Here is a 20,937-nt window from a genome sequence, read left to right as displayed (position 1 = left end):
GGCGCCCTGCCACGTGCCTGAAAGCTCACGCCCCTGCCTCTACGTTTGCCGTAGCGTCGTCCCCGAGGTCGTCCCATGAACCCCCTGCTGCCCAGATTCTTTGCCTACTACGCGCCCTACCGCGGTCTCTTTCTGCTCGATTTCGGCTGCGCGGTGCTGTCGGGCCTGCTCGAACTGGGCTTTCCCATCGCGGTGCAGGTCTTCATCGACCGCCTCCTGCCGGGGGGGCAGTGGGGGACCATCGTCGTGGCGGGCGCCGCCCTGATCGCCGTGTATGTCCTGAACACCGCCCTGATGGCAGTCGTGACCTACTGGGGCCACATGCTCGGCATCAACATCGAGACCGAGATGCGCCGAAAGGCTTTCGCGCACCTGCAAAAGCTCCCGTTCAGCTATTTCGACAACGTCAAGACTGGGCAACTCGTCGGGCGGCTCACCAAGGACCTCGAAGAGATCGGCGAGGTCGCCCACCACGGTCCCGAGGACCTGTTCATCGCCGTCATGACGCTGCTGGGCGCTTTCGCCCTCATGTTCACGGTGCATCCGGGGCTCGCGGTCCTGACGTCCATCATCGTGCCCGTGGTGCTGTGGGTCACGACGCGCTACGGCAACCGCATGACGGCCACCTGGCGGCGGCTCTACGAGTCGGTGGCCAACTTCAACGTGCGGATCGAGGAGAACGTAGGCGGCATCCGGGTCGTGCAGGCCTTCGCCAACGAGGCGCACGAGCGCGAACTCTTCGCCCGGGACAACGCGCGCTACCGCTCGACGAAGCTGGAGGCCTACCGCATCATGGCGGCGAGCACCTCGCTCAGTTACCTCAGTATGCGCCTCACGCAGATGACCGTGATGGTCGCGGGGGCGTATTTCGTGTTGCAGGGCAGCCTCAGCGCCGGGGGTTTCGTGGGTTTCCTGCTCCTCGTGAACGTCTTTTTCCGGCCCATCGAGAAGATCAACTCGGTGATCGAGACCTACCCCAAGGGCGTGGCCGGCTTCCGGCGCTACCTCGACTTTCTGGATACGGCCCCCGACATCCACGATCGCCCCGGCGCGCAGGCGGCCCCACCCCTGCGCGGCGACATCCGGTTTCAGGACGTGTCCTTCGGCTACGGCGTGGGCCGCGAGGTCCTGAGCCACGTCTCGCTGGACATTCGGGCGGGGGAGACGGTCGCCTTCGTTGGGCCGTCGGGGGCAGGCAAGACCACGCTGTGCTCGCTGCTGCCCCGCTTCTACGAGGTCACGGGCGGACGCGTCACGGTGGACGGCCAGGACGTCCGTGACCTGACGCTCGCCTCGCTGCGCGGCCAGATCGGGGTGGTGCAGCAGGACGTGTTCCTGTTCGGCGGCACCCTGCGCGAGAACATCGCCTACGGCCGTCTCGGCGCCAGCGACGCCGAGGTGCTGGAGGCGGCCCACCGGGCGCGGCTGGAGGAAGTCATCGAGTTGCTGCCGCAGGGCCTCGACACCCTCATCGGTGAGCGCGGCGTGAAGCTCTCGGGCGGGCAGAAGCAGAGATTGGCGATTGCGCGCATGTTCCTGAAGAACCCGCCGATCCTGATTCTGGACGAGGCGACCTCGGCGCTCGACACCGCCACCGAGCGCGCCATCCAGGCCTCGCTGACCGAGCTGTCGCGCGGGCGCACCACCCTGGTCATCGCCCACCGCCTCGCCACCATCCAGAACGCTGACCGCATCGTCGTGGTGGACGAGTCCGGCATCGTCGAACAGGGCACCCACACTGAACTGCTCGCCCGGGGCGGCCGTTACCGCCTGCTACACGAGGCGCAGGCCCGGCTGTAGAGGGGCATGGATCTGCCTCAGAGGCGAGATAGAGGCCGCCTGCGGGACTGGAAGTGCACTGACTGGTTGCCCGGTGGCTTCGTCAACTTGCGTGGGCACTCGGGACCGGTCGTCGCCTGGAGCAGCCCCAAGCTTGGCCGCGCCCTTCATGTCAAGCTCATGAGCCCTTGATGTTCCACATCCGGAGGTGTACGCTCGCACGATAGTAAACAAAGTTTCCTAACTGAGGTCGGTGATGAGTCAACCCCAGCACCTGCGGCAGCTCAACCGCCGTCAGATCCTTACCCTCCTCTTTGAGCATGGCCGTCTCACACGGCCTCATCTGGCCGAACTGACCGGTCTGTCCAAGGTCACCGTGAACGCCGTCGTGCAGGACCTCGTCGAACAGGCCGCCGTGCAACTGTCGGCGGGCACGAGTTCCACCCCCGGCCGCGTGCCCTGCGCGGTTGAGCTGCATCCCCTTCTGGCCACGGTCCTGGCGATCGACCTTCAGTCTTCGCATCTCCGGGCTCAGGTTCATGGGCTCGCGCTACAGGAGCCGCAGCACCTGCGGTTGGAGACCGGCCCCGACGACCTGACGACCCTTACCGCCGGTCTCATCCGTGAGCTGCATGCAGCTCCCCCCTTCGGCCCGCTGCGGTCGGTGGTGATCGGTCTCCCGGCGCCGGTCGACGATCTGGGACAGGTGGGCGAGCCCAATGCCCTGCCCTGGCTGGACGTACCCCGCCTCCGGGTTCTGGCCCGTGAATTGACGTTCGACCTCCGCTTCGAGAACGACGCCAACCTGGTGACTCTGGCGCTGCACGCCCGCGCGCCGGAGTACACCCACTTCGCCGCCCTGATCGAACGCCCCAGCGGAACGGGGCTGGGCCTGATGCTGGGCGGCCAGCTGTACCGGGGGGTTCACGGCCGCGCCGGCGAACTGGGGCGCTCGCCCTGGCCGGGCCACAATGCGGCGGGCTGGGAAGTGCTGGAACAGTTGCCCGACACCGAGCGCCTCGACGCCACGGCCTTCATGCTCGCCGCCCTGATGCACACGCTGGACCTGGAACATCTGGTCTTGAGCCTGCGGCCCGGGCGGATGCCTCTTCTCGAGCGCCGGCTCCGGGGTCTGCTGCCCCCGGCCGTGACGCTGGGGACCGAACCTCACGTCTCACGCGCGGCGCTGCACGGTGCGGGGCTGTGTGCCCAGAAGCGCGCCCGCGACCGGCTGCTGGGCAGTCCTGGAGAAGAACATGTGGCATGACACCTACCTGCGTGCCGTGTTGGAGCCGGACTACACCTACGCCAGCGAACACCTGCTGCCGCACCTGTTCGACGCCCTGAGCGCCCACGCCCTGATGCTCGGGGCCTGCGGCGTGGAACATGCCCACGCCGCCGCCGAGCACCTGCGCGCCCTGCGGCGTCAACCCTTCCCGCCCTACGACCCCCGGATCGAGGACGTGTTCTTCACGCTCGATCAGACCCTGGTGCGGCGCGACCCGGCGGCGGCCGGCGCCCTGCGGACCGCCCTGTCGCGCAACGACCTCGACATGACCATCTACCGCCTCAGTGCGCGCCAGCGTCTGATGCGCGCCATCCGGCGTGTTCACCAGCTGCGGCAGACGCTGCTCGACCTCGCCGGGCGGGAGGTGGAGACGGTCATCGTCGCCTACACCCACCACCAGCCGGCTCAGCCCACCACCTTCGCGCACTACCTGACGGCCGTGGAGAACAATCTGGCGCGGGACACCGAACGCCTGTTCGGGGCGCTGGGCCGCCTCAATCTCAGCCCCATGGGCGCCGTGGCCCTGGGGGGCACCAGCTTTCCGATCGACCGCGAACTCACGGCCAGTTACCTCGCGTTCGACCGGCCCATCGAGAACACCTACGACGCCGTGAGCGCCAGCGACTGGCAGGTGGAGCTCGCCAGCATCATCACCATCATCTCCACGACGCTGTCCCGGGTGCTGTACGACCTGCTGTTCTGGGCGTCGCGCGGGCTGATCGTACTGCCCGACGGCCTCGTCCAGGGCAGCAGCGTCATGCCCCAGAAACGCAATCCCGTGGCGCTCGAACATGCCCGGACCAAGTTCAGCAAGGCCATCGGCATGACCCAGAGCGTCATTCTGAGCAGCCACAACGTCCCGTTCGGGGACATCAACGATCCGGGCCCCGACATGCAGCCGTCCCTGCACCACATGTGGCAGGAATTCCGGGAGGGGGTGGAACTCATGACGGTGTCCCTGACGGCCCCGCATCTCAACCGCGCCCTGTGGCTGCGCGAGGCCCAGCAGGGCGAGTCGGCGGTCACGGAGCTGGCGGACGCCATCACGCGCGCCTCCGGGCACGGGTTCCGCGACGCCCACAGCCGCATCAAGGCCCTGCTGGCCGAGCTGCATACCCAGGACCGGCCGCTGCACACCGTCACCCGGGAGGACCTCGCGGCTCAGGGCGTCGTCCTCAGCGAAGAGGAGCTGCGTTCGGCCCTCGACCCGGCCGACTTCATTGCCCGGCGCACCACCCTGGGAGGTCCGGCGCCCGGGGCGATGCGCACCCAGCTCGCTCAGGCCCACACCCGGCTGCAACGCGATACGGCACGTCACGACGAGGCCACGCAGCGCTTCGCGCGCTCACGGCTTTTTCTGGAAGGAGGAGAGGTATGAAAAAAGGAATGCTGGCAGCTTTGCTCAGTGGTCTCCTGTGTGCCGGTGCCCAGACCGGCCCCGGGAGTTACGGCGGCACGGTGAGCGGCGCCGACCTGATGGACGTCGACCTGATGTTCATCGGCGCGCACCCGGACGACGACGGCGGCGTCTCCGGTACGCTCGCCCGCTACCTTCTGGACGGCGGGTACAAGGGCACGGTGATCACGCTGACGGGCGGCGAGGGTGGCGGGAACGCCACCGGGCGCGAGATCGGACGCGCGCTGGGGCTGATCCGTGAAGAAGAGGAGCGGCGCTCGCTGAGCATGGTGGGGGTAGACAGTCCGCACTTCCTGGGGTTGCAGGACTTCTACTTCACGCTGTCGGCCGAGGAGACGGAAAAGAAGTGGGGGGGGCCGAACTTCGTGTGTGACGTCGTGCGCCTGGTCCGCCTGCGCCGCCCCGAGGTGATCGTCACGATGTGGCCGGGCCCCGGCACGCACGGTCAGCACCAGATGGCGGCCCGGGCGGCCACCCTGGCGTTCAACTACGCCGGCGACGACAAGTACTGTCCGCAGCTGGCCAAGGAGGGCATCACGCCCTTCACGCCGCTGAAGCTGTACTACTACCCGCCCACCGCCGAGGCCGCGACCATCGCGGTGCCCACCGACGACATTTCGCGGTCGGCGCGGGTCCGGTACGTGGACCTCAAGAGCGTCGCCCAGTTCAACTACCGCAGCCAGGGCTGGGACACCTTCAGTACCCTGCCGGCCAAGACGGCGCCCCCCGAAACGTTCATGCTCGTGGGCAGCCGGGTACCCGTTCCGCAGAAGGAAACGTCCCTGCTCGACGGTGTGTTCGTGGCCCAGACGGGCGCGCCGCTGACTGTGCGTCTGAGCGCGAAACCCGCGAGCTATGACATCGGCAGCGGCCAGCCTTCGGACGTGCTGGTGTCCTTCACGAATACGGGCCCTGTGCCGCTGACCCAGACGCAATTCGCTCTTCAGGTGCCTGCGGGCTGGCAGGTGGCTCCCGCGCCGGCCGCCCGGACCGTCGCTCCCGGAGAAACGGTCAACATGACATTCCGGATCACCGCGCCGCTCGGCGCCGAGCCCCAGCGCACGCCGGTCCAGGTGACGTATACCGCCCGCACCGGCGACCAGCCCGTCACCGGCCGGACGAGCACCTTCGTGCGGCCCGTCCCGGCGGTCGTGGCGACCTTCACGCCGACCTTCGACATCGCCGGCTACCAAGCCTTCGCGCGCGAAACCGGCACCGACTGGGTGATCGGAGACCTCTCGACCCGTCTGCCGCTGGTCCTGGGGGCCACGACGCCCGTCAAGGTCACAGTGACCAACCGCAGCGCGCAGCCCGCCACCGGCCAGCTGGCCCTGACGCTGCCGGCAGGGATCACGGCCGCCTCCGTCCCCAGCTATAGCCTGAAACCGGGCGAGAGTCAGGATCTGACTGTCGATCTGCGGGTGGCCCCCAGTGCCCTGCCCGAAGGCCGCCACAGCGCCCTGCTGGCGGTGTCCCTGAGCGCCGGCGCGTTCAAGGACACGGCCAGTGCCTACGTGATTCCCAGCCTGACCATTCCGCGCCTCGCGGTGGCCCCGAAGATCGACGGGGACCTCAGCGACCTGGCGAATGCGGCGGTGGGGGCCGTCGGGCCGGCCGACCTGTGGTGGCGGACGAAACCGGACTCGGCCGCCGACGCGAGCGCGGCCTTCAGACTCGGGTACGACGACCAGTTCCTGTACGTGGGCCTGAACGTCAAGGACGAACTGGTGGCCTGCAACATCGCCCCCGACGACGTCAAGGCGCAGCTGCGCTCCGACGCCATCGGGGTGACGGTGGACCCCAGTGGCGGCAGCCGAGACACCTCTACGACCCTCATGGCCGCCGCGTTCCCGTGTACGACGGCCGGGTTCGGCGCCCGGGGCTTCCGGGACGCGGACGCCAACCAGGGCCCGATGGAGGAGACGGCGCCGGGCATGCAGGTGGCCTCCAGACAGGTCGCCGGGGGCTACGACATCGAGTTCCGTATTCCCTGGGCCGCCATGCCGACCCAGCCCAAGGCGGGCCAGACCATCGGTCTCAATCTCGTGATGTACGACGGCGATACGCCCGACGCCCGGGTCGGCGCCAACATCAGCCAGAGCGGTCTGGCGTGGTCGGCCTTCAGCTGGGGAGGCAAACAAGCCCTGCCCTACCTCTGGCCCCGTGTAACGTTAGGTCAGTAATCCCCCCTCTCACCCCCTAGGGAGTTTCCATGAACAAGCTGCTCACGCTGGCCCTGGCCCTCAGCCTCTCCGCTTCCGCGGCGCCCGTCACGCTGACCTACTGGCAGTATGACTTCGCCAGCAAGGTCAGCACCATGAACGACCTGATCAAGAAGTTCGAGGCCCAGAACCCCGACATCAAGATCAAGCAGGAGACCTTTCCCTACGACGCCTACAACCAGAAGGTCGCGTCCAGCGTGCCGGCGGGGCAGGGTCCGGACGTGGTCAACCTGTTCTACGGCTGGCTGCCCCAGTACATCGACAGCGGATACCTGCAGCCGCTGCCGGAAAAAGACTTCCCCACCCGTACGGTCGAGAGCACGTTCGTGCCCATGATCAAGACGAGCAAGATGAACGGCAAGTATTACGCCCTGCCGACCTCCGTGCGCACCCTGGCCGTGTTCTACAACAAGGACCTGTTCAAGGCCTCGGGGGTCCTGACGCCGCCCAGAACCTGGGAGGACTTCATCGCTGCCGGCCGGAAGATCGTCAAGGGCGCGCCGCCCCGCTACACGCAACTGGGCTTCGGCATTCAGCCCGACGGGCAGGATTACCACATGCTCCGCGAAGTGCTCGTCCGGCAGTACGGCGGCACGCCCTATGCGGACGGCGGCAAGAAGGTCAACTACGACAGCCCCGCCGGCATCAAGGCCATGACGTTCTATACCGAGCTGATGACCAAGTACAAGCTCGGGACGCCCAACTTCTTTCCGGGCAACAACAGCTACCGCGACGCCTTCATCGCCGGCAAGGTGGGCATGATCATCGACGGGTCCTTCGCGGCAACCACGATCGAGAAGGGAGCGAAGTTCAACTGGGGCGTCCTGCCCCTCCCGACCTTCAAGGACAACAACGTGCGCGGCAATTTCGGGTCCTACTGGGTCAACGGCATCACCAAGAATGCCAAGGGCGACAAGCTCGCGGCGTCCGTCAAGTTCATCAAGTTCCTGACCAGCGAGGAGACGCAGCGCACGTGGCTGCGCAGCGTGGGCGAGATTCCGGCCAGCAAGAAACTGTCCAACGACCCCACGCTGCGCAAGGACCCGGTGTACGGGCCGTTCGTCTACGCCCTGCCGTTCGCTTCCTCGACCCTGTTCGTGGACGAGGCCGGTCAGCGCAAAGCGTGGGTCGACGCCATCAACACGGTCTTGTTGCAGGGCGGGTCGCCCGCGAGCGCCGTGAAAAAGGCGGCCGAGGACGAGCAGAAGATTCTGGATGGCTACTATAAGTAACTCTTCCGGGGAGCGGGCGGGCGTGCCCGCTCCCGGGTCTCTCAAGCGTCACCAGACCCGGACCGCCTACACCTTCTTGCTCGTGCCCCTGGTCTTCTTTCTGATCGTGCGCTTCGTTCCGACGCTGATGTCGCTGCGGATGAGTCTGTTCGACTGGAACATCCTCAAGGAGCAGCAGCCATTCATCGGCCTGGACAACTACCGCGAACTGGCCAACGACGCGAAGTTCGTCACGGCCCTGAAGAACACGGCGCTGTATACGGTGATCGGCGTGCCGGCGCAGATCATTCTGGGTCTGGCGGTGGCGCTCATGCTCAGCCGGGTCACGGCGCTGCGGGGCCTGTACCGGGCGCTCTACTTCGCGCCATATGTCACGCCCATCGTGGCGGCGGCCTGGGTCTGGCAGTGGCTCTTCAGTCCGCAGTTCGGCCCGGTCAACACGGCCCTGGTCTGGCTCCATCTTCAGCCCCAGTCCTTTCTGACCTCGCCGAGTCAGGCCCTGGCGACCACGGCCGGGCTGGTCGTGTGGCAGAACCTCGGCTTTCAGATCGTCCTCTTCCTGGCAGGTCTGGCAGCCATCCCGCGCACCTTCTACGAGGCGGCGGAAATCGACGGGGCCAGTGGAACGCAGTCGTTCTGGAGCATCACCCTGCCGCTGCTCAACCCGACCATCGTCTTCAGCGTGGTCACGGGGACCATCTCCTACCTGCAACTGTTCACGCAGGTCGTCAATCTCAACTTCACCGACCAGGGCGGACCGCTGGGCAGCACCATGACCGTGGCGCTGTACATCTACCAGATGGCGTTCGGCCGCTTCCAGATGGGGTACGCCTCGGCCATCACGGTGGTGCTGTTCGTGATCATCCTGATCATCACGGTGATTCAGCTGAAATTCCTGACCAGGAGGCATGACCTGTGACGCACAGCGCTCCGCTCCGCCGCCGCGTCGAGGTGAAGACGGTGCTGGCCTACGTCGTCCTGACGCTGGGCATCCTCGTCACCCTCTTTCCGTTCGTCTGGATGCTGCTCACCAGCCTCAAGAGTTTTCAGGAACTGTTCAACCTCACATTCCTGCCCGCCCAGCCCACCTTGGACAATTACCGGCAGGTTCTGACGGAGACGAAATTCCTGCTCTGGTTCGGCAACAGTCTGCTCGTGGCGTCTGTGACGACCGTCAGTGTCCTGTTCTTCGATTCGCTCGTCGGGTATACCCTCGCCAAATTCGACTTTCCGGGAAAGAACCTGATCTTTCTCCTCATTCTCTCCACCCTGATGATTCCCACCGAGATGCTCGTCATTCCGTGGTTCGTGGGCGTGAGCGACCTGCAGCTGACCCGCAGCGTGCCGGGAGCCTATTTCGCCATTCTGTTTCCCGGCCTGATCAGCGCGTTCGGCGTCTTTCTGATGAGGCAGTTTTTCGAGAGCCTGCCCACCGACCTGCTCGAAGCCGCGCGCATCGACGGCATGGGCGAGTTCGGCATCTTCACACGCATCGCCATGCCTCTGGTCCGGCCGGCGCTGGCCAGTCTGGGGATCTTCACGTTCCTGGGCAACTGGAACGCCTTCCTGTGGCCCCTGATCGTGATCCAGCAGCCCCAGTTCCGCACCCTTCCCGTGGGGACGGCCCTCTTCAACGGTGAGGCGGGGACACAGTGGGGATTGATCATGGCGGCCAGCAGCCTCGCGGTGATTCCGGTGCTGATCGTCTTCGCTATCTTCCAGAAGCAGATCATCGACGGCATCGTCCTGACTGGACTCAAGGGCTAGGGGATGCGGGCCTCCCTTCTGGCGGTCTTCGCCCATCCCGATGACGAAGCGCTGCGCTGCGGCGGCACCCTGGCCCGGTACGCCGACCGGGGGGCCGCCGTGACCGTCGCCTGCCTCACGCGTGGCGAAGCCGGCAAAAATACCGACCCTGCCCTGGCAGTTTCCGACATGGGTACGCAGCGGGAGGGCGAGCTCCGGCAGGCCTGCGCCCTCCTGGGAATCTCGCCTCCCGTGTTCCTGGACTATCAGGACAGCGGGCGCGGCGAGAGGCTCCGGCGAACCGAACCCCTCGCCTGTATCAACGCCGACCCCCTGGAGACCGAAGCCAAGGTGCTGGACATCATTCATCGGGTCCGGCCCCAGGTGCTGCTGACCTTCGACCCGCACGGCATCTACGGTCATCCGGACCATCTGGTGGCCCACCGGGCGGCCACCGGAGCCTTCAGCCGGAGCGGCCACGGCCCTTCGTCGCCCCGCCGCCTCTTCTACGTCGCCCAGACCGTGCCGGAGATGCGCGGCCTGCAGAGTGGCCGGGGCCTCGGCGTGCTGGGCCAGCTGGACCCGGAGGTCTACGCGGTCAGTGACGGAACGGTGGCCGCCTGGGTCGACGTCCGGGCCTACGCCGACCGGAAGCGGGCGGCTCTGGCGGCTCACCGCACGCAGACGGGGCCCCTGAGTACGCTGGGGACCCTGTCACCGGAACAGCTCGCGCCGCTGCTGAGACGTGAAACGTTCAGTCTGGGCGGGCTGCGCGGCCCCCTGCCCGCCTACCCGCTGGATGATCTCTTCGCGGGTCTGGACGTCGTCTATGGGAGTCGGGCACCATGAGCTCTCTGGTCCCACTCGTGATCCTGGGCAATGTCAATGTCGATCTGGTGCTCGGGCCCCTGGTCACCTGGCCGGCCGAAGGCACCGAGGTTCTGGTGCCCCACCTGGAGTGGCGGGTCGGGGGCAACGCCGGCAATACCGCGCTGGCGTGTGCCGCGCTCGGGACCGGGGCCGTGACCGTCAGTACCGTGGGCGCCGATCTTCCGGGGCAGTGGCTCAGGCAGCAGTTGCCGGAAGGGGCCGTGCGCTGGCAGCCGACCGCCGCGCCGACCTCCGTGACGGCGGCGTTCACCCATCCGGGCAGTGAACGCAGCTTCGTCACCTACCTCGGTCATCTCGGCGAGTTGTCCTGGGACACGGTGCGGCCCCTCCTTCCCCCGGCCCGCCTCGCCCTGTTGGCCGGCGCGTTCCTGACGCCTGCGCTGCGGCCGGACTATCCCCGGATTCTCCGTGAACTTCGCGCCGCCGGAACGCACTGCGCCCTGGACTTCGGCTGGCCCGAAACGGGATTTACTGGGGACGTTCGCCGTGAGGTGGGGTCCTGGCTGCCCGACATGACCTACCTGCTCATCAACGAGCTCGAAGCCCTCCACCTCACGGGACAGCCGACCCCCGAACTGGCGTTGCAGGACCTGAGCGGCCAGATTCGGCCCGGCGGCGTGGTAGCCGTCAAACTTGGGGCCCAGGGGGTCCTGGCCGCACAGCTCGGCGAGACCCACCGGGTAGCCGCGCCGAGTGTGGAGGTCATTGATACCGTGGGCGCGGGAGACACCTGGAACGCGGCGTTTCTGCACGCCCTGCTTCAGGGCGCCCCCCTGCCCCTGGCCCTGCGGCAGGCCGTCGCCGTGGCGTCGCTGGCGATCTCGACCTCGCCGCGCCGGTTCGGCCCCATAGAAGTCTAGGGCGCCGTCCCTGGGTCTTGGCCCACAGGCTCGCTGCCCAGGAACGGCAGGCTGTGGGGGCCAGGCGCCTGGGGACCCACCCGGGACCTCACGCTGGGCGGAGGAGACAGCCGTAGAGCTCAAGGGCTGGCCGATTCCTCTCGGGCGGCCTGTTCACGGTGGTACCATACGGTTTGTTGCCTACATCCTGTGAAAAGTCAGAGATGAGCAAGCTTTTCACTGCCATGTTGAGAACTATGTCGGTAGCATCGTCTCTAGCCGCTCAGCCGTGACTTCCATGGACACCTTCACTTCCAGCCCATTGCAGCGACCTCCGTCCAAACCTGCGCTGGACGCGGCAGCGTTGGTGCATCTGGCGCGCTCGTCGCGGCACGTCTTTCCCCGCTGCGTGGAACTCGCCCTCACCACGACGCGGGCCACGACCGTCCTGGCGACCCTCTACCGCGCGAACTTGCAGGTCATGGAAATCGTCGCGGCCGCGGGCCACCTCGCCGACCGGGCCCTCGGCCAGACCAGCGTGCCGGAAACCTCGCTGGCCTGGCAGGTGTTCCAGTCGGGTCAGGCGCTGCTGCTGGATGACGCGCGGCCGCGCAGGGACGCCATGTTCATTTCGGGCACTCCGCAGCCCGGAATGTACCTGGGCGTTCCCCTGCTCGGCCCGGATGGACAGGCCTTCGGGGTGCTGTCCGTCGACACGACGAACACCTATGAGCGGCTGGGTGAAGAGGACCGGGAAGCGCTGACACTCCTGAGTCAGGCTGCGGGCGTGGCCTACACGCGCCTCCTCGCTCTTGAGGAAGCCCAGCGGTCGACCCACCGTTTCGAGCGGCTGGCACAGCTGTCGACCGAACTGGACGCCATAGAGCAGGTCCCGGAACTCTACCGGCGCGCCCTCGGCACCCTCATGGAGCTGAGCGGCTGCGCCCTGGGGGTCCAGTTCGGCCTGCTGGACTGCGGAGAACTGTCGGCAGACCTGGCGATCTTGTCGGGCGATTCGGGGGTGACGGAGACGCGGATCAGCGACGTCTCCGCAGCGTTCGGGGTTCATGCCCACACGGTCGCCGAGACGGGGCGGAGCCTGAGTCTGTCTGGACAGACAGACCTCAGCTTGAAGAGTGACTTTCAGGAGCTGGAGTTGAGCGTGCTGTCCATGGCCCCCCTGAAGGTGGGAGGGCAGGTCGCAGGCATCGTCACCCTGTCGAACGCCGGTCCGGTCGCGCAGGAAGCGGCGGAGATCCTCAGGATCCTGGAGATCGTCACGGGCTGGATCGGGCGGGCCGCCGAGAGGATCACGCACATCGAGCATCTGCGGCAGATGCAGGAGGCGGCGCTCAAGACCCTCGGGCGCGTTCTGGAGTACCGCGACGACGAGGTTTCGGGGCACACGGACCGCGTGACGGTGCTCGCCCTCCGGCTGGGGGAGACGCTCCGGCTCGGTCCGGAAGACCTCCAGTACCTGCGGTGGGGTGCCTACCTGCATGACATCGGCAAGGTTGCCGTGCCAGACGCCATCCTTCGGAAACCGGGGGCGCTCACTGTGCAGGAACGCGCTGTCATGCAGCGCCATGTGGAGGTGGGTGACGAACTGCTTCAGGACGAGACCCTCATGCCGCCGGCCATCCGGCAGATCGTCCGGCATCACCACGAGCGCTGGGATGGCCGCGGGTACCCGGACGGTCTGGCGGGGGAGGCGATCCCTCTCCTGGCCCGTGTCTTCAGCATCGTCGACGTGTACGACGCCCTGATTTCGGAGCGGCCCTACAAGGCGGCCTGGACCCGCGAGGCCGCCCTGGCCGAAGTGGCGAGGGGAGCCGGGGCGCATTTCGATCCCCGGCTGGTTCAGGTGTTCCTGGCCATGATGGCCCAGGACCGGCAGGTCCGGGCATGATCACCATCTCGACCACGAAGGCTCTGCGGGAGGCGCTCGAGGTCATCCGGAACGACATCCTGACGACTCCCCAGGCCAATAGGATCGAACTGGCCCTGCTTCACCGTGAAGCCGTCTACCTGACCCTGGACCTGAACGACCTCGTGGCGGCCCTGTCGCATGGGCTGGCCTGTCTCGAGCTCGCGCGTGAATCCGGCGACCTGACCACGCAGGCCAAAGCCCACGTCGCCCTCGCCCTGATTCATATGGAGATGCTTGACGATCTCAGTGTCAAGCATCATTTCGCGCAGGCCGAAGCGCTGGCCCGTGAAGTCTCGGACGAACGCGGCATAGCGCTCGTGAACGTCAACGCCGCCCATTACGCGACGGACCGGGGTCACTACGCCGAGGCGGTGGGCCTTCTCGAAGATATCCGCCGGTCGGCCTACTGGGAACAGCTGAATCAGGACGAGTCGGCTCAGCTTCTCCAGGCCTTCCATATCAACTACGCCATGAGTTATCTCCAGATGCTTATGAACCGTTCGGGGGATCCCCCTGTCATAGGCCCCGATGACCAGATCTACCGGTCCCTTCGCCTGCTCAAGCAGATCTCGGTTCGCCCCGACAAATTGCGCGATCCTCTGCATCTCCTTGACGTTCTGGACGCCCTGACCCTGGAGGCCCTGTGGCGGGGCAGCGGCCGGGAGGCGATGGAGATTGCCGACAGGAGGGTCAGCTACGCCCGGGAGACTGAGAACAGCGTGTTCCTCGGCCACGCGACGTTGCGGCGCAGCCTGGTGCAGAGCTTTCTCGAAGACTGGGCCGGGGCCATTCGGGACGCCTGGATAGCCGTGGAGCAGTTCGAGCAGACCGGCCGGGAAGTCCTGATCGCGAGGGGACGCGAGATCCTGGCGAACGCCTACGCCGATGCCGGCCGCTTCCGCGAGGCCTTCGAGGTGCAGCGCGACATGACCCGTGGCCTCGAAAACCTCTACCGCGACTTCTACCAGCAGCGCGCCCTGACCCGGCAGGTCGAACAGAGGATGCACGAAGCCGAAGTCCGGGCCCGGGTCAGCGCAGAGGCGGCCCGGCGGGATTCTCTGACGGGAATGCCCAACCGGACCCAGGCCATGGAGTGGCTGGACAGTCTGAAACAGGACCCAAAAAGTGACGCGGTGCACGCCGTCGTGATCGTCGACCTGGATTCCTTCAAGAAGATCAACGATACCTATGGCCACCTCGTCGGTGACCTCGTTCTGGTGCATGCGGCGGAAGTCATGAAACAGGCCCTGCGGGACCAGGATTCTCTGGCCCGGCTGGGAGGCGAGGAGTTCCTGCTGGTGTTGCGCGATGTGGAGGCCCCGGAGGCCTATCGCCTGTGCGAACGGGTTCGGCGCGTCCTGGAAGAGGTCGACTGGGCGGATATCGACGACGACCTCGAGACCACGGCGAGTTTCGGAATGACTGTGGTCGTTGCGGGCGACATCAGGGAGACCGACCAGATTCTGAAGCGGGCCGACATGGCGCTGTATCAGGCAAAGTCGGAAGGAAGAAACCGGATCTGTGTTCTCTGAGGGGTGTGTGCGGGGCGCTGGTGGAGATCTGTGCACGCTCAGAGTCGTGAACGAGAAGGGGTCTGTCGCCAGGATCGGTAACAAAAAGAGTGGGGAGTACCCGTCTGCCCCGGAGAGGGGTCGCGTCTGGTTAGTCTGGTCCCTGTGTGTCCTTCCTTCGTAGAGGCACTCTGCCCGGCGCGCCGGACTTTATTGGGCCAGAGAACCCCGGAACAGGGTCCGGGAAGAAACGTTGACCTGTATGGGTCAGCTGTCAAAAGCGAGAGGAACAGCCGCCGCGCCGTTCCTCTCGTCCTGCCCGACCTCCCGGTGGAGGTCTAGGCGCGGTTCTTCTGGGGCAGCAGGAAGACCAGCAAGAAACAGATTCCGTAGGCCAGAAGCTGAAAGCGCAGGGTGACCAGGGTCGCCGACAGGAAATTTTGCCGCCGGGCCTCCGTCTCCGCGGCCCCGAGAGCCGCCTGCACCTCGGGCCGTGCGGCCACGCTGCCTGCCGCCGGAACACAGGGGGCAGGTACCTGGTTGAGGTCTGGCTGGTTGAAGCGCGTGTAGACGCATTGCTCGAAGCCCCGGGTAAGCGCCTGAACGGCCGGAAGGGGGAGGTCGAGTGCCGTCAGGGTCTGCGTGAGGGCCGGCCGCACCTGCAGGGCCGCCTCCCTTGCCCCTGCCCCCAGCTGACCGAACAGCAGGATGCCGATGACCGCCACGCCCAGGGCGCTGCCTACCTGCTGCACAGTGGCCAGTACCCCAGAAGCGCTGCCAGCGTACACGGGGGCGATCCGCGAGAGGATGATCGTCTGAAGGGGCGCCACTACGCAGCCGAAGCCTATACCGCCGACCAGGAGCGCCGGAATGAGTTCGTAGCCCTGGTAGTGGAGCGCCTCCGAACGCAGGATCATGAGCGTGCCGGCCAGACCGGCCATCAGGAGCAGGGTCCCGAGCGTGAGCAGGGAACGGCCCAGCCGGGCGCCTAACCGGGCCGACAGGAGCGAGGCGAGCGCGATGGCCACCTGGTAACTGATCAGGAGCAGCGCCGCCTGTACCGGCTGGTAGCCCAGCCCCGACTGGAAGAACAGGCTCATGACGACGAAATAGGACAGCACGCTGCTCTGGAACACGAAGGCGATCAGGGCGCCGACGGCGAAGGACCGGTCGGCGAACATGCTCAGCTCGACGAGCGGCGTCTTTCCCTGCCGCAGCAGGCGGCGCTGATAGGTAACGAAGGCCCACAGCAGCCCGGCGCTCAGCACGGCCAGGGCCAGCATCCAGGTGGGCCAGCCCCGCTCCCGCCCCTCGGTAATAGGGTAGATCAGAGCCACCAGCGCGAGGGTGAGCAGCAGGACGCCGGGCAGGTCCAGGCGCTTGGCCTGCACGGAGCGGGATTCGGGCAGCGCCCGCACCCCCCACCACAGCGCCAGCAACCCGATCGGCAGATTGACCAGGAACATCGGTCGCCACGACGTGCCCAGCAGGTCGGCGCCGATGATCAGGCCGCCCAGCAGGGGACCGGCGATGATGCCCAGCCCGGTCACCGCCCCCTGAAGTCCGAAGGCGCGGGGACGCTCCGCCGGAGGAAAGAGGACCTGGATGAAACTGGCGACCTGGGGAAACAGCAGCGCCGCCGTCAGGCCCTGCGCCACCCGGAACACGATCAGGGACGTGGGCGACCACGCCAGACCGCAGAGCGCCGAGGCCAGCGTGAAGCCTCCCAGCCCCAGCAGGAAGATGCGGCGGCGGCCGTACAGATCGCCCAGGCGCCCCCCGGTGATCAGCAGCACGCCGTAGGCCAGCGCGTAGCTGGTCAGCACGAACTGCGCCTGCGTCGAGCTGGCGCCCAGATCGCGCTGCAGGGTCGCCAGGCCGTTGGTCACGATGCTGCTGTCGAGCAGCACCATGAACAGGGCCAGCAGCAGGACCGAGAGGACGCGCCAGCGGCCAGGGTCCAGCGCGTCGGCGGTGGGCGGAGCGAACGGGAGAGTAGACCTGCTGGGCGCACCTGTACTCATGACGACTCCTGGACAGCGCGGAAAAGGAGAGGGGCTGGCGGGGGACAGAGTTTCAGACCGCGGAGCTCTGCAACGGCTGGAGCTTCAGTTCACGGCGGGGATGCCGAGGTGCTAGGCCTCGTCGCCGGAGTACTGGCGATGTTCGGTCCCGACTCCCGGAGGATCCATGCTCCGAAATCCGTCAGGGGCACCGGCGCGGACCACCGGCAGTTGGGCATCAACTCGCGCGGCGCGGTCAGAACGGGCGAGCGGTTCATCTGTCCTGGGTCAGCGCGGTCCGGACGTGTCCGAGCACCTGGCTGGAGAGCGGCGTTCCCTCGGTGGCACGGGCGACCAGCAGCGCGCCGAACAGGGTGCAGGCCGTGACCAGCCCGTCCTGGTCCTCGCCGCCGAGCCACTGGGCGAACTCGGTCACGCCGTCGGCCAGGGCGCTCCGGGCGTCCGCCGTGCCGGTGCGGGCCACGTCCTGAACGAGGCCGGCCGTCGGGCAGCCCTGACCGGGATGATCGCGGTGAAAGGCGGAGAGGTAGCCCCGGATGTAGGCGAGCTGCGCGGCATGGTGGTCACCCGCCCGAGCCTCCGTCTCGTCCATCCTGGCGGCCATGGAGGTGTACGCGTGGCGCAGGGCTTCGGCCACCAGGGCCTCCTTGGACTCGAACTGGCGGTAGAACCCGCCGTGCGTCAGGCCGACGGCGGACATGACGTCCTGCACCGAGACATGGTCGACGCCGTGTTCGCGGAACAGCCGGGCAGCCGCCTCGATGGTGAGCTCCCGGTTGCGGGCGGCCTGCGCTTTGGACACTCTGGGCATGGTTCCTCCTGGTAAGACGCTGCTGGGAGGTGTGCGGGCACTGACCGCCCTATCCCTGACATTGATTAGATGATAACCGTAATCTATTTATGGATGTCGTCGATCATCTCTTTGGAAGTGGGGTGATCCTGCTCGGCGTGGCCGGGTATGGGTCACCTGCTCTGGAGCGAATCCCCGCTGTCCAGGTTCCACCGTTCCGAAAAGCACTGGCCGCCCTCGGCAAGAAACCGCGGCAGATCGGCCACTCCATCGTCTTCGTGACCGGAGCCGGCTGGAGTTCCGGAGGGTGCCCTCACCGCTGCGGATGTCGGTAGGACTCTGCCCTTCGGCCGTGGTCAGCGCAGATTGCTGCCAGGGGGTGTGGCTTTCGGCAAGTTTCCTTGCCCGGCGTCCGGCAGCGTCCCAGGAGCGCGTCGTACCGCTGGTGAACGCCCGGCCATTCGTTAAGGCCGGTCACGGGTACAGCATGTATAGAGCCTGATTCCCGTGAACCGGCCTTGAGATCACCAGCACAGGGCAGGCCACCGGGTCGAGCAGACTGGGCCGCGAACGACAGGACAGGGTCGGCGGCGTCCCGCGCCGGCCGGTTCAGGAGGCTACCATGCGAAAACTTGCTGCTCTGGTGCTCGTCCCAGCCCTTCTCGCCTCCTGCGCGCCCATGATGACGGCGCCGAACGCCGGCACTGCCGACGGACTGTTCCTGCAGTCGGTGACCGGAAGCAACCTGTTTGAGATCCAGTCCTCCGAGGTGGCGCTGACGAAGGCCACGGCGCCGGCGGTGCGGGCCTACGCCCAGATGCTGATCGAGCATCACGCCATGGCGCAAAATGAGGTCAGTGCGCTGGCCCTCGCCCGAGGAGTCCTGTTGCCCAAGGCGCTCCCTCCCGAACTGCAGCTCAAGGTAACGGCGCTCTCCGGCCTGAATGCGGCGGCGTTCGACGCGGCTTTCCTGCAGGAACAGGTTCTGGCCCATCAGCTGACCCTGAGCCTGATCCAGAACGAGCGCGCGGCCGGGAAGGACGCGGCCGTCGTGGCTCTGGCCGACCGGCAGAGCCCCATCATTCAGCAGCATCTCTAGCAGGCCCAGACCCTGCTCGCACCGGCTCCTGCTCCTACCGTCCCCTGAGACGAACTACATTGTCGCGTCTCGACCGGCCCCCACGCAGGTGGGGGTTTTTGCGTCTCCCGTGCGGAGATATTGGGCAAAAAGGAATGGGCTGGTCTGCGCGCACTCAAAGTGACGGCCCTGACTGAACCGGCCCGACGCCGACGGCCGGATTGGGGCATTCCTGCCCGGTCCGTCTGAAAACGCAGAAGAGGATCACCAGGGGGCTGGCCGGTTCACGCCTGGCAAGTCATCCGGCACCGGTTCAGGGCAGGGAGCCTTCGTGTGCAGAGCCGCCCGGATGGTCGGTCGACGTGGGGGGAGACTGCGTCGTCAGCGAGGCCGTCATGCCGACCACCGCCAACAGGACCAGGGCCTCGCGGGCCAACGCCACCCGCACGTCACCCTGCCGAGCAAAGCGCCGTCGGACGAGCACTGCTGCCAGCAGTGTCAGCCCCACCAAGGCGAGTTTGAAGAGCAGGGTCCGGCCGTAGGGGGTGCCCGTCCACTCCGCCACCGAGACGAGATGCTGCCCCGCCATGAACAGTCCGGTGCCGGCCAGCACGGCCACACTGCCCAGGGCGACGGGCGTGAAGCGCCGGGCCTGCGCCGCCGTGGCGGGCCGGCTCAGCAGCAGGGCCAGCACGCCGCCCAGCCAGACCGTCATCGCGCCTGCATGGACGGCGTGCGACAGCCGGACGCCGGTGCCGTGGCCCGCGCCGTGTCCCAGGCCAGCCGCTCCCCAGAGGGTGAGGGCCGCGCAGGCCAGCGACAGCGCCCAGGGCCAGACACTCAGTTCGGCGGCGAGGACCAGCGCGGCGCCCATCAGCCCCAGCAGCAGGCTGCGGCCGGTGCCGGTGTCGGTCAGGTAGGCGAGCACGTCGGGCGCGGCCGTCATGCCCAGCACGCTCAGGGTCAGCGCGGCCTGCCCTCCCCAGCCCAGCGCCAGCAGCGCCGCGCCCAGCCCGACGACCCACAGCGGCGGTGTTCCCGGCGTCAACCAGCGCCGGGTGAGCACGCCGCCCAGGAGCAGGGTCAGGCCCAGGAAGCCCAGACCGCCCAGCAGTACGGTCATGTGGCCCTCACGGCACCTTGAAGGTGCTGAAGCCGGTGACGGGGTGCCCGTCTTCCGACAGGATCTTCCAGGCGACGACGTAGCTGCCGGCCTTCAGGTTCGCCTTGAGCGGCAGGGTGAGCTGAGCGGCGAGCGAGACGCGTTCCAGGGGGAGACTGACCACTTTAGCGGAATCGGCCTTCTCGGCCAGGGCTGCCGTCGCCGCCGCCTGCCCGGTCATCCCGGCGGGCATAGCCATCACCCGGAAGGTGCTGAAGCGTAGCTCGACGGGCTCACTGAACTTGAGCTGCACGCTCTTCGGTGCGGAGACACTGGCGTTCAGGGCGGGCGTGACAGACGTGACGGCCGTGTGGGCCAGCGCGCCCGACAGACTCAGGGCGGTGATCAGGGCAAAGATCTTCTTCATGGGATACCTCGGGGCAGGAGAGAGGAAGGGTGGACGCCGCACGGGGCCAGTCGTCCACCCACCCGGACTTACTTGATCGTGACTCTGCTGGCCGGCCCCTGCTCGGGATTGGTGTCGTCCCAGGCGACGACGCTGCCGTCGGCATAGGTTTGGTAGACCTTCCAGGCCACCTCGCCGGGCTGCGCGGGATTGCGGGCCTGGAAGAAGAAGCGGGCGTACTCCTCCGGCGCGACGCGGCCACGCCAGGTGACTTCGGTGATGAGGCCGTCGGCGTTCCTGAGTACGCTGCGGGTAAAGCCCGGAAGCACCTGGAACCGGGTGAGGGTCATGCCCGCCGGCACGACGAGGCGCACCTGGGTGGTGGCGATGGCCTTCTCGGTGGGTACGTTCAGCCGGTAGGTCTCGCTGACGCCGGCCTTGCTTTCCGTCAGGCCGGTCTCGGTGCGGACGGTGGCGTGGGCGGCGGCGAAGGACAGCAGCAGAGCGGCCGACAAGGGCAGCAGGATCTTGAACTGGGTCATGGGAGAGTCTCCGGAAGATGAAAAGAAGGATGTGGGGCGGGGTCCGCCCTGCGGGGCCGATAGGCGTGCTCTATGTGCTCGTGACAGTCCCGGAGGACCGGGAGGCTCGAACGTTGTGGCTGACGTCGAGCTGCCCCCGG

The 20,937-nt window shown here is 67.1% G+C and carries 17 protein-coding genes; 12 read left to right on the top strand and 5 right to left on the bottom strand.

Annotated features, from left to right (window positions below):
• The first annotated feature begins 75 nt into the window (after window positions 1-75).
• From ASF71_RS12570 to ASF71_RS12520, 11 genes are all read left to right on the top strand, one after another.
• A complete protein-coding gene (locus tag ASF71_RS12570; protein ID WP_156372767.1) occupies window positions 76-1,800 on the top strand; it encodes an ABC transporter ATP-binding protein in 1,725 nt (574 codons plus the stop codon).
• A gap of 235 nt (window positions 1,801-2,035) precedes the next feature.
• Window positions 2,036-3,046 carry an ROK family protein gene (locus ASF71_RS12565; RefSeq protein WP_056300442.1) on the top strand — a complete coding sequence of 337 codons (1,011 nt, stop codon included), beginning with the start codon at window positions 2,036-2,038 and terminating at the stop codon, window positions 3,044-3,046.
• The gene (locus tag ASF71_RS12560; RefSeq protein ID WP_056300439.1) at window positions 3,036-4,445 is read left to right on the top strand and encodes an argininosuccinate lyase; all 1,410 of its coding nucleotides are present in this window, start codon (window positions 3,036-3,038) and stop codon (window positions 4,443-4,445) included. The genes ASF71_RS12565 and ASF71_RS12560 overlap by 11 nt, the downstream gene beginning before the upstream one ends.
• Window positions 4,442-6,667, top strand: coding sequence for a PIG-L family deacetylase (locus ASF71_RS12555; protein WP_056300435.1), 2,226 nt, complete (start codon window positions 4,442-4,444; stop codon window positions 6,665-6,667). Before ASF71_RS12560 ends, ASF71_RS12555 begins: the two co-directional genes overlap by 4 nt.
• A 29-nt stretch (window positions 6,668-6,696) precedes the next feature.
• Window positions 6,697-7,938 (top strand): extracellular solute-binding protein, encoded by a 1,242-nt coding sequence (locus ASF71_RS12550; protein ID WP_056300433.1) that lies wholly within the window; start codon window positions 6,697-6,699, stop codon window positions 7,936-7,938.
• Between the two features lie 22 nt (window positions 7,939-7,960).
• Window positions 7,961-8,857 (top strand): carbohydrate ABC transporter permease, encoded by an 897-nt coding sequence (locus tag ASF71_RS12545; protein WP_235514406.1) that lies wholly within the window; start codon window positions 7,961-7,963, stop codon window positions 8,855-8,857.
• Complete coding sequence (locus ASF71_RS12540) at window positions 8,854-9,705, top strand: carbohydrate ABC transporter permease (RefSeq protein ID WP_200939698.1); 852 nt, start codon at window positions 8,854-8,856, stop codon at window positions 9,703-9,705. Before ASF71_RS12545 ends, ASF71_RS12540 begins: the two co-directional genes overlap by 4 nt.
• Before the next feature lie 3 nt (window positions 9,706-9,708).
• Complete coding sequence (locus ASF71_RS12535; RefSeq protein ID WP_056300428.1) at window positions 9,709-10,533, top strand: PIG-L deacetylase family protein; 825 nt, start codon at window positions 9,709-9,711, stop codon at window positions 10,531-10,533.
• Complete coding sequence (locus ASF71_RS12530; RefSeq protein ID WP_056300426.1) at window positions 10,530-11,435, top strand: carbohydrate kinase family protein; 906 nt, start codon at window positions 10,530-10,532, stop codon at window positions 11,433-11,435. Before ASF71_RS12535 ends, ASF71_RS12530 begins: the two co-directional genes overlap by 4 nt.
• Before the next feature lie 277 nt (window positions 11,436-11,712).
• Complete coding sequence (locus ASF71_RS12525; protein WP_082505972.1) at window positions 11,713-13,323, top strand: HD domain-containing phosphohydrolase; 1,611 nt, start codon at window positions 11,713-11,715, stop codon at window positions 13,321-13,323.
• Complete coding sequence (locus ASF71_RS12520; protein ID WP_056300419.1) at window positions 13,320-14,876, top strand: diguanylate cyclase; 1,557 nt, start codon at window positions 13,320-13,322, stop codon at window positions 14,874-14,876. Before ASF71_RS12525 ends, ASF71_RS12520 begins: the two co-directional genes overlap by 4 nt.
• A 317-nt stretch (window positions 14,877-15,193) precedes the next feature.
• Here ASF71_RS12520 and ASF71_RS12515 read toward each other — a convergent pair whose 3' ends face one another.
• Entirely contained in the window at window positions 15,194-16,879 is a 1,686-nt protein-coding gene (locus tag ASF71_RS12515; protein WP_056300414.1) for an MFS transporter, read from the bottom strand.
• A gap of 253 nt (window positions 16,880-17,132) precedes the next feature.
• The gene (locus ASF71_RS12510) at window positions 17,133-17,690 is read right to left on the bottom strand and encodes a TetR/AcrR family transcriptional regulator (protein ID WP_056300412.1); all 558 of its coding nucleotides are present in this window, start codon (window positions 17,688-17,690) and stop codon (window positions 17,133-17,135) included.
• A gap of 601 nt (window positions 17,691-18,291) precedes the next feature.
• Between ASF71_RS12510 and ASF71_RS12505 the strand changes: the two genes are divergently transcribed.
• Complete coding sequence (locus ASF71_RS12505) at window positions 18,292-18,768, top strand: DUF4142 domain-containing protein (protein WP_056300409.1); 477 nt, start codon at window positions 18,292-18,294, stop codon at window positions 18,766-18,768.
• A gap of 292 nt (window positions 18,769-19,060) precedes the next feature.
• Here the strand turns inward: ASF71_RS12505 and ASF71_RS12500 are convergent, their stop codons facing one another.
• The 3 genes from ASF71_RS12500 to ASF71_RS12490 form a co-directional block, all read right to left on the bottom strand.
• Window positions 19,061-19,870, bottom strand: a complete 810-nt coding sequence (locus ASF71_RS12500) for a CopD family protein (RefSeq protein ID WP_056300406.1) — start codon at window positions 19,868-19,870, stop codon at window positions 19,061-19,063.
• A gap of 7 nt (window positions 19,871-19,877) precedes the next feature.
• Complete coding sequence (locus ASF71_RS12495) at window positions 19,878-20,276, bottom strand: copper resistance protein CopC (RefSeq protein WP_056300403.1); 399 nt, start codon at window positions 20,274-20,276, stop codon at window positions 19,878-19,880.
• 68 nt (window positions 20,277-20,344) lie between these two features.
• The gene (locus ASF71_RS12490; RefSeq protein WP_056300402.1) at window positions 20,345-20,797 is read right to left on the bottom strand and encodes a DUF1775 domain-containing protein; all 453 of its coding nucleotides are present in this window, start codon (window positions 20,795-20,797) and stop codon (window positions 20,345-20,347) included.
• Window positions 20,798-20,937: the final 140 nt, after the last annotated feature.

This window comes from Deinococcus sp. Leaf326 (genome assembly GCF_001424185.1).
GTDB lineage: Bacteria > Deinococcota > Deinococci > Deinococcales > Deinococcaceae > Deinococcus.
This window is presented reverse-complemented; position numbering and strand designations above follow the sequence as displayed.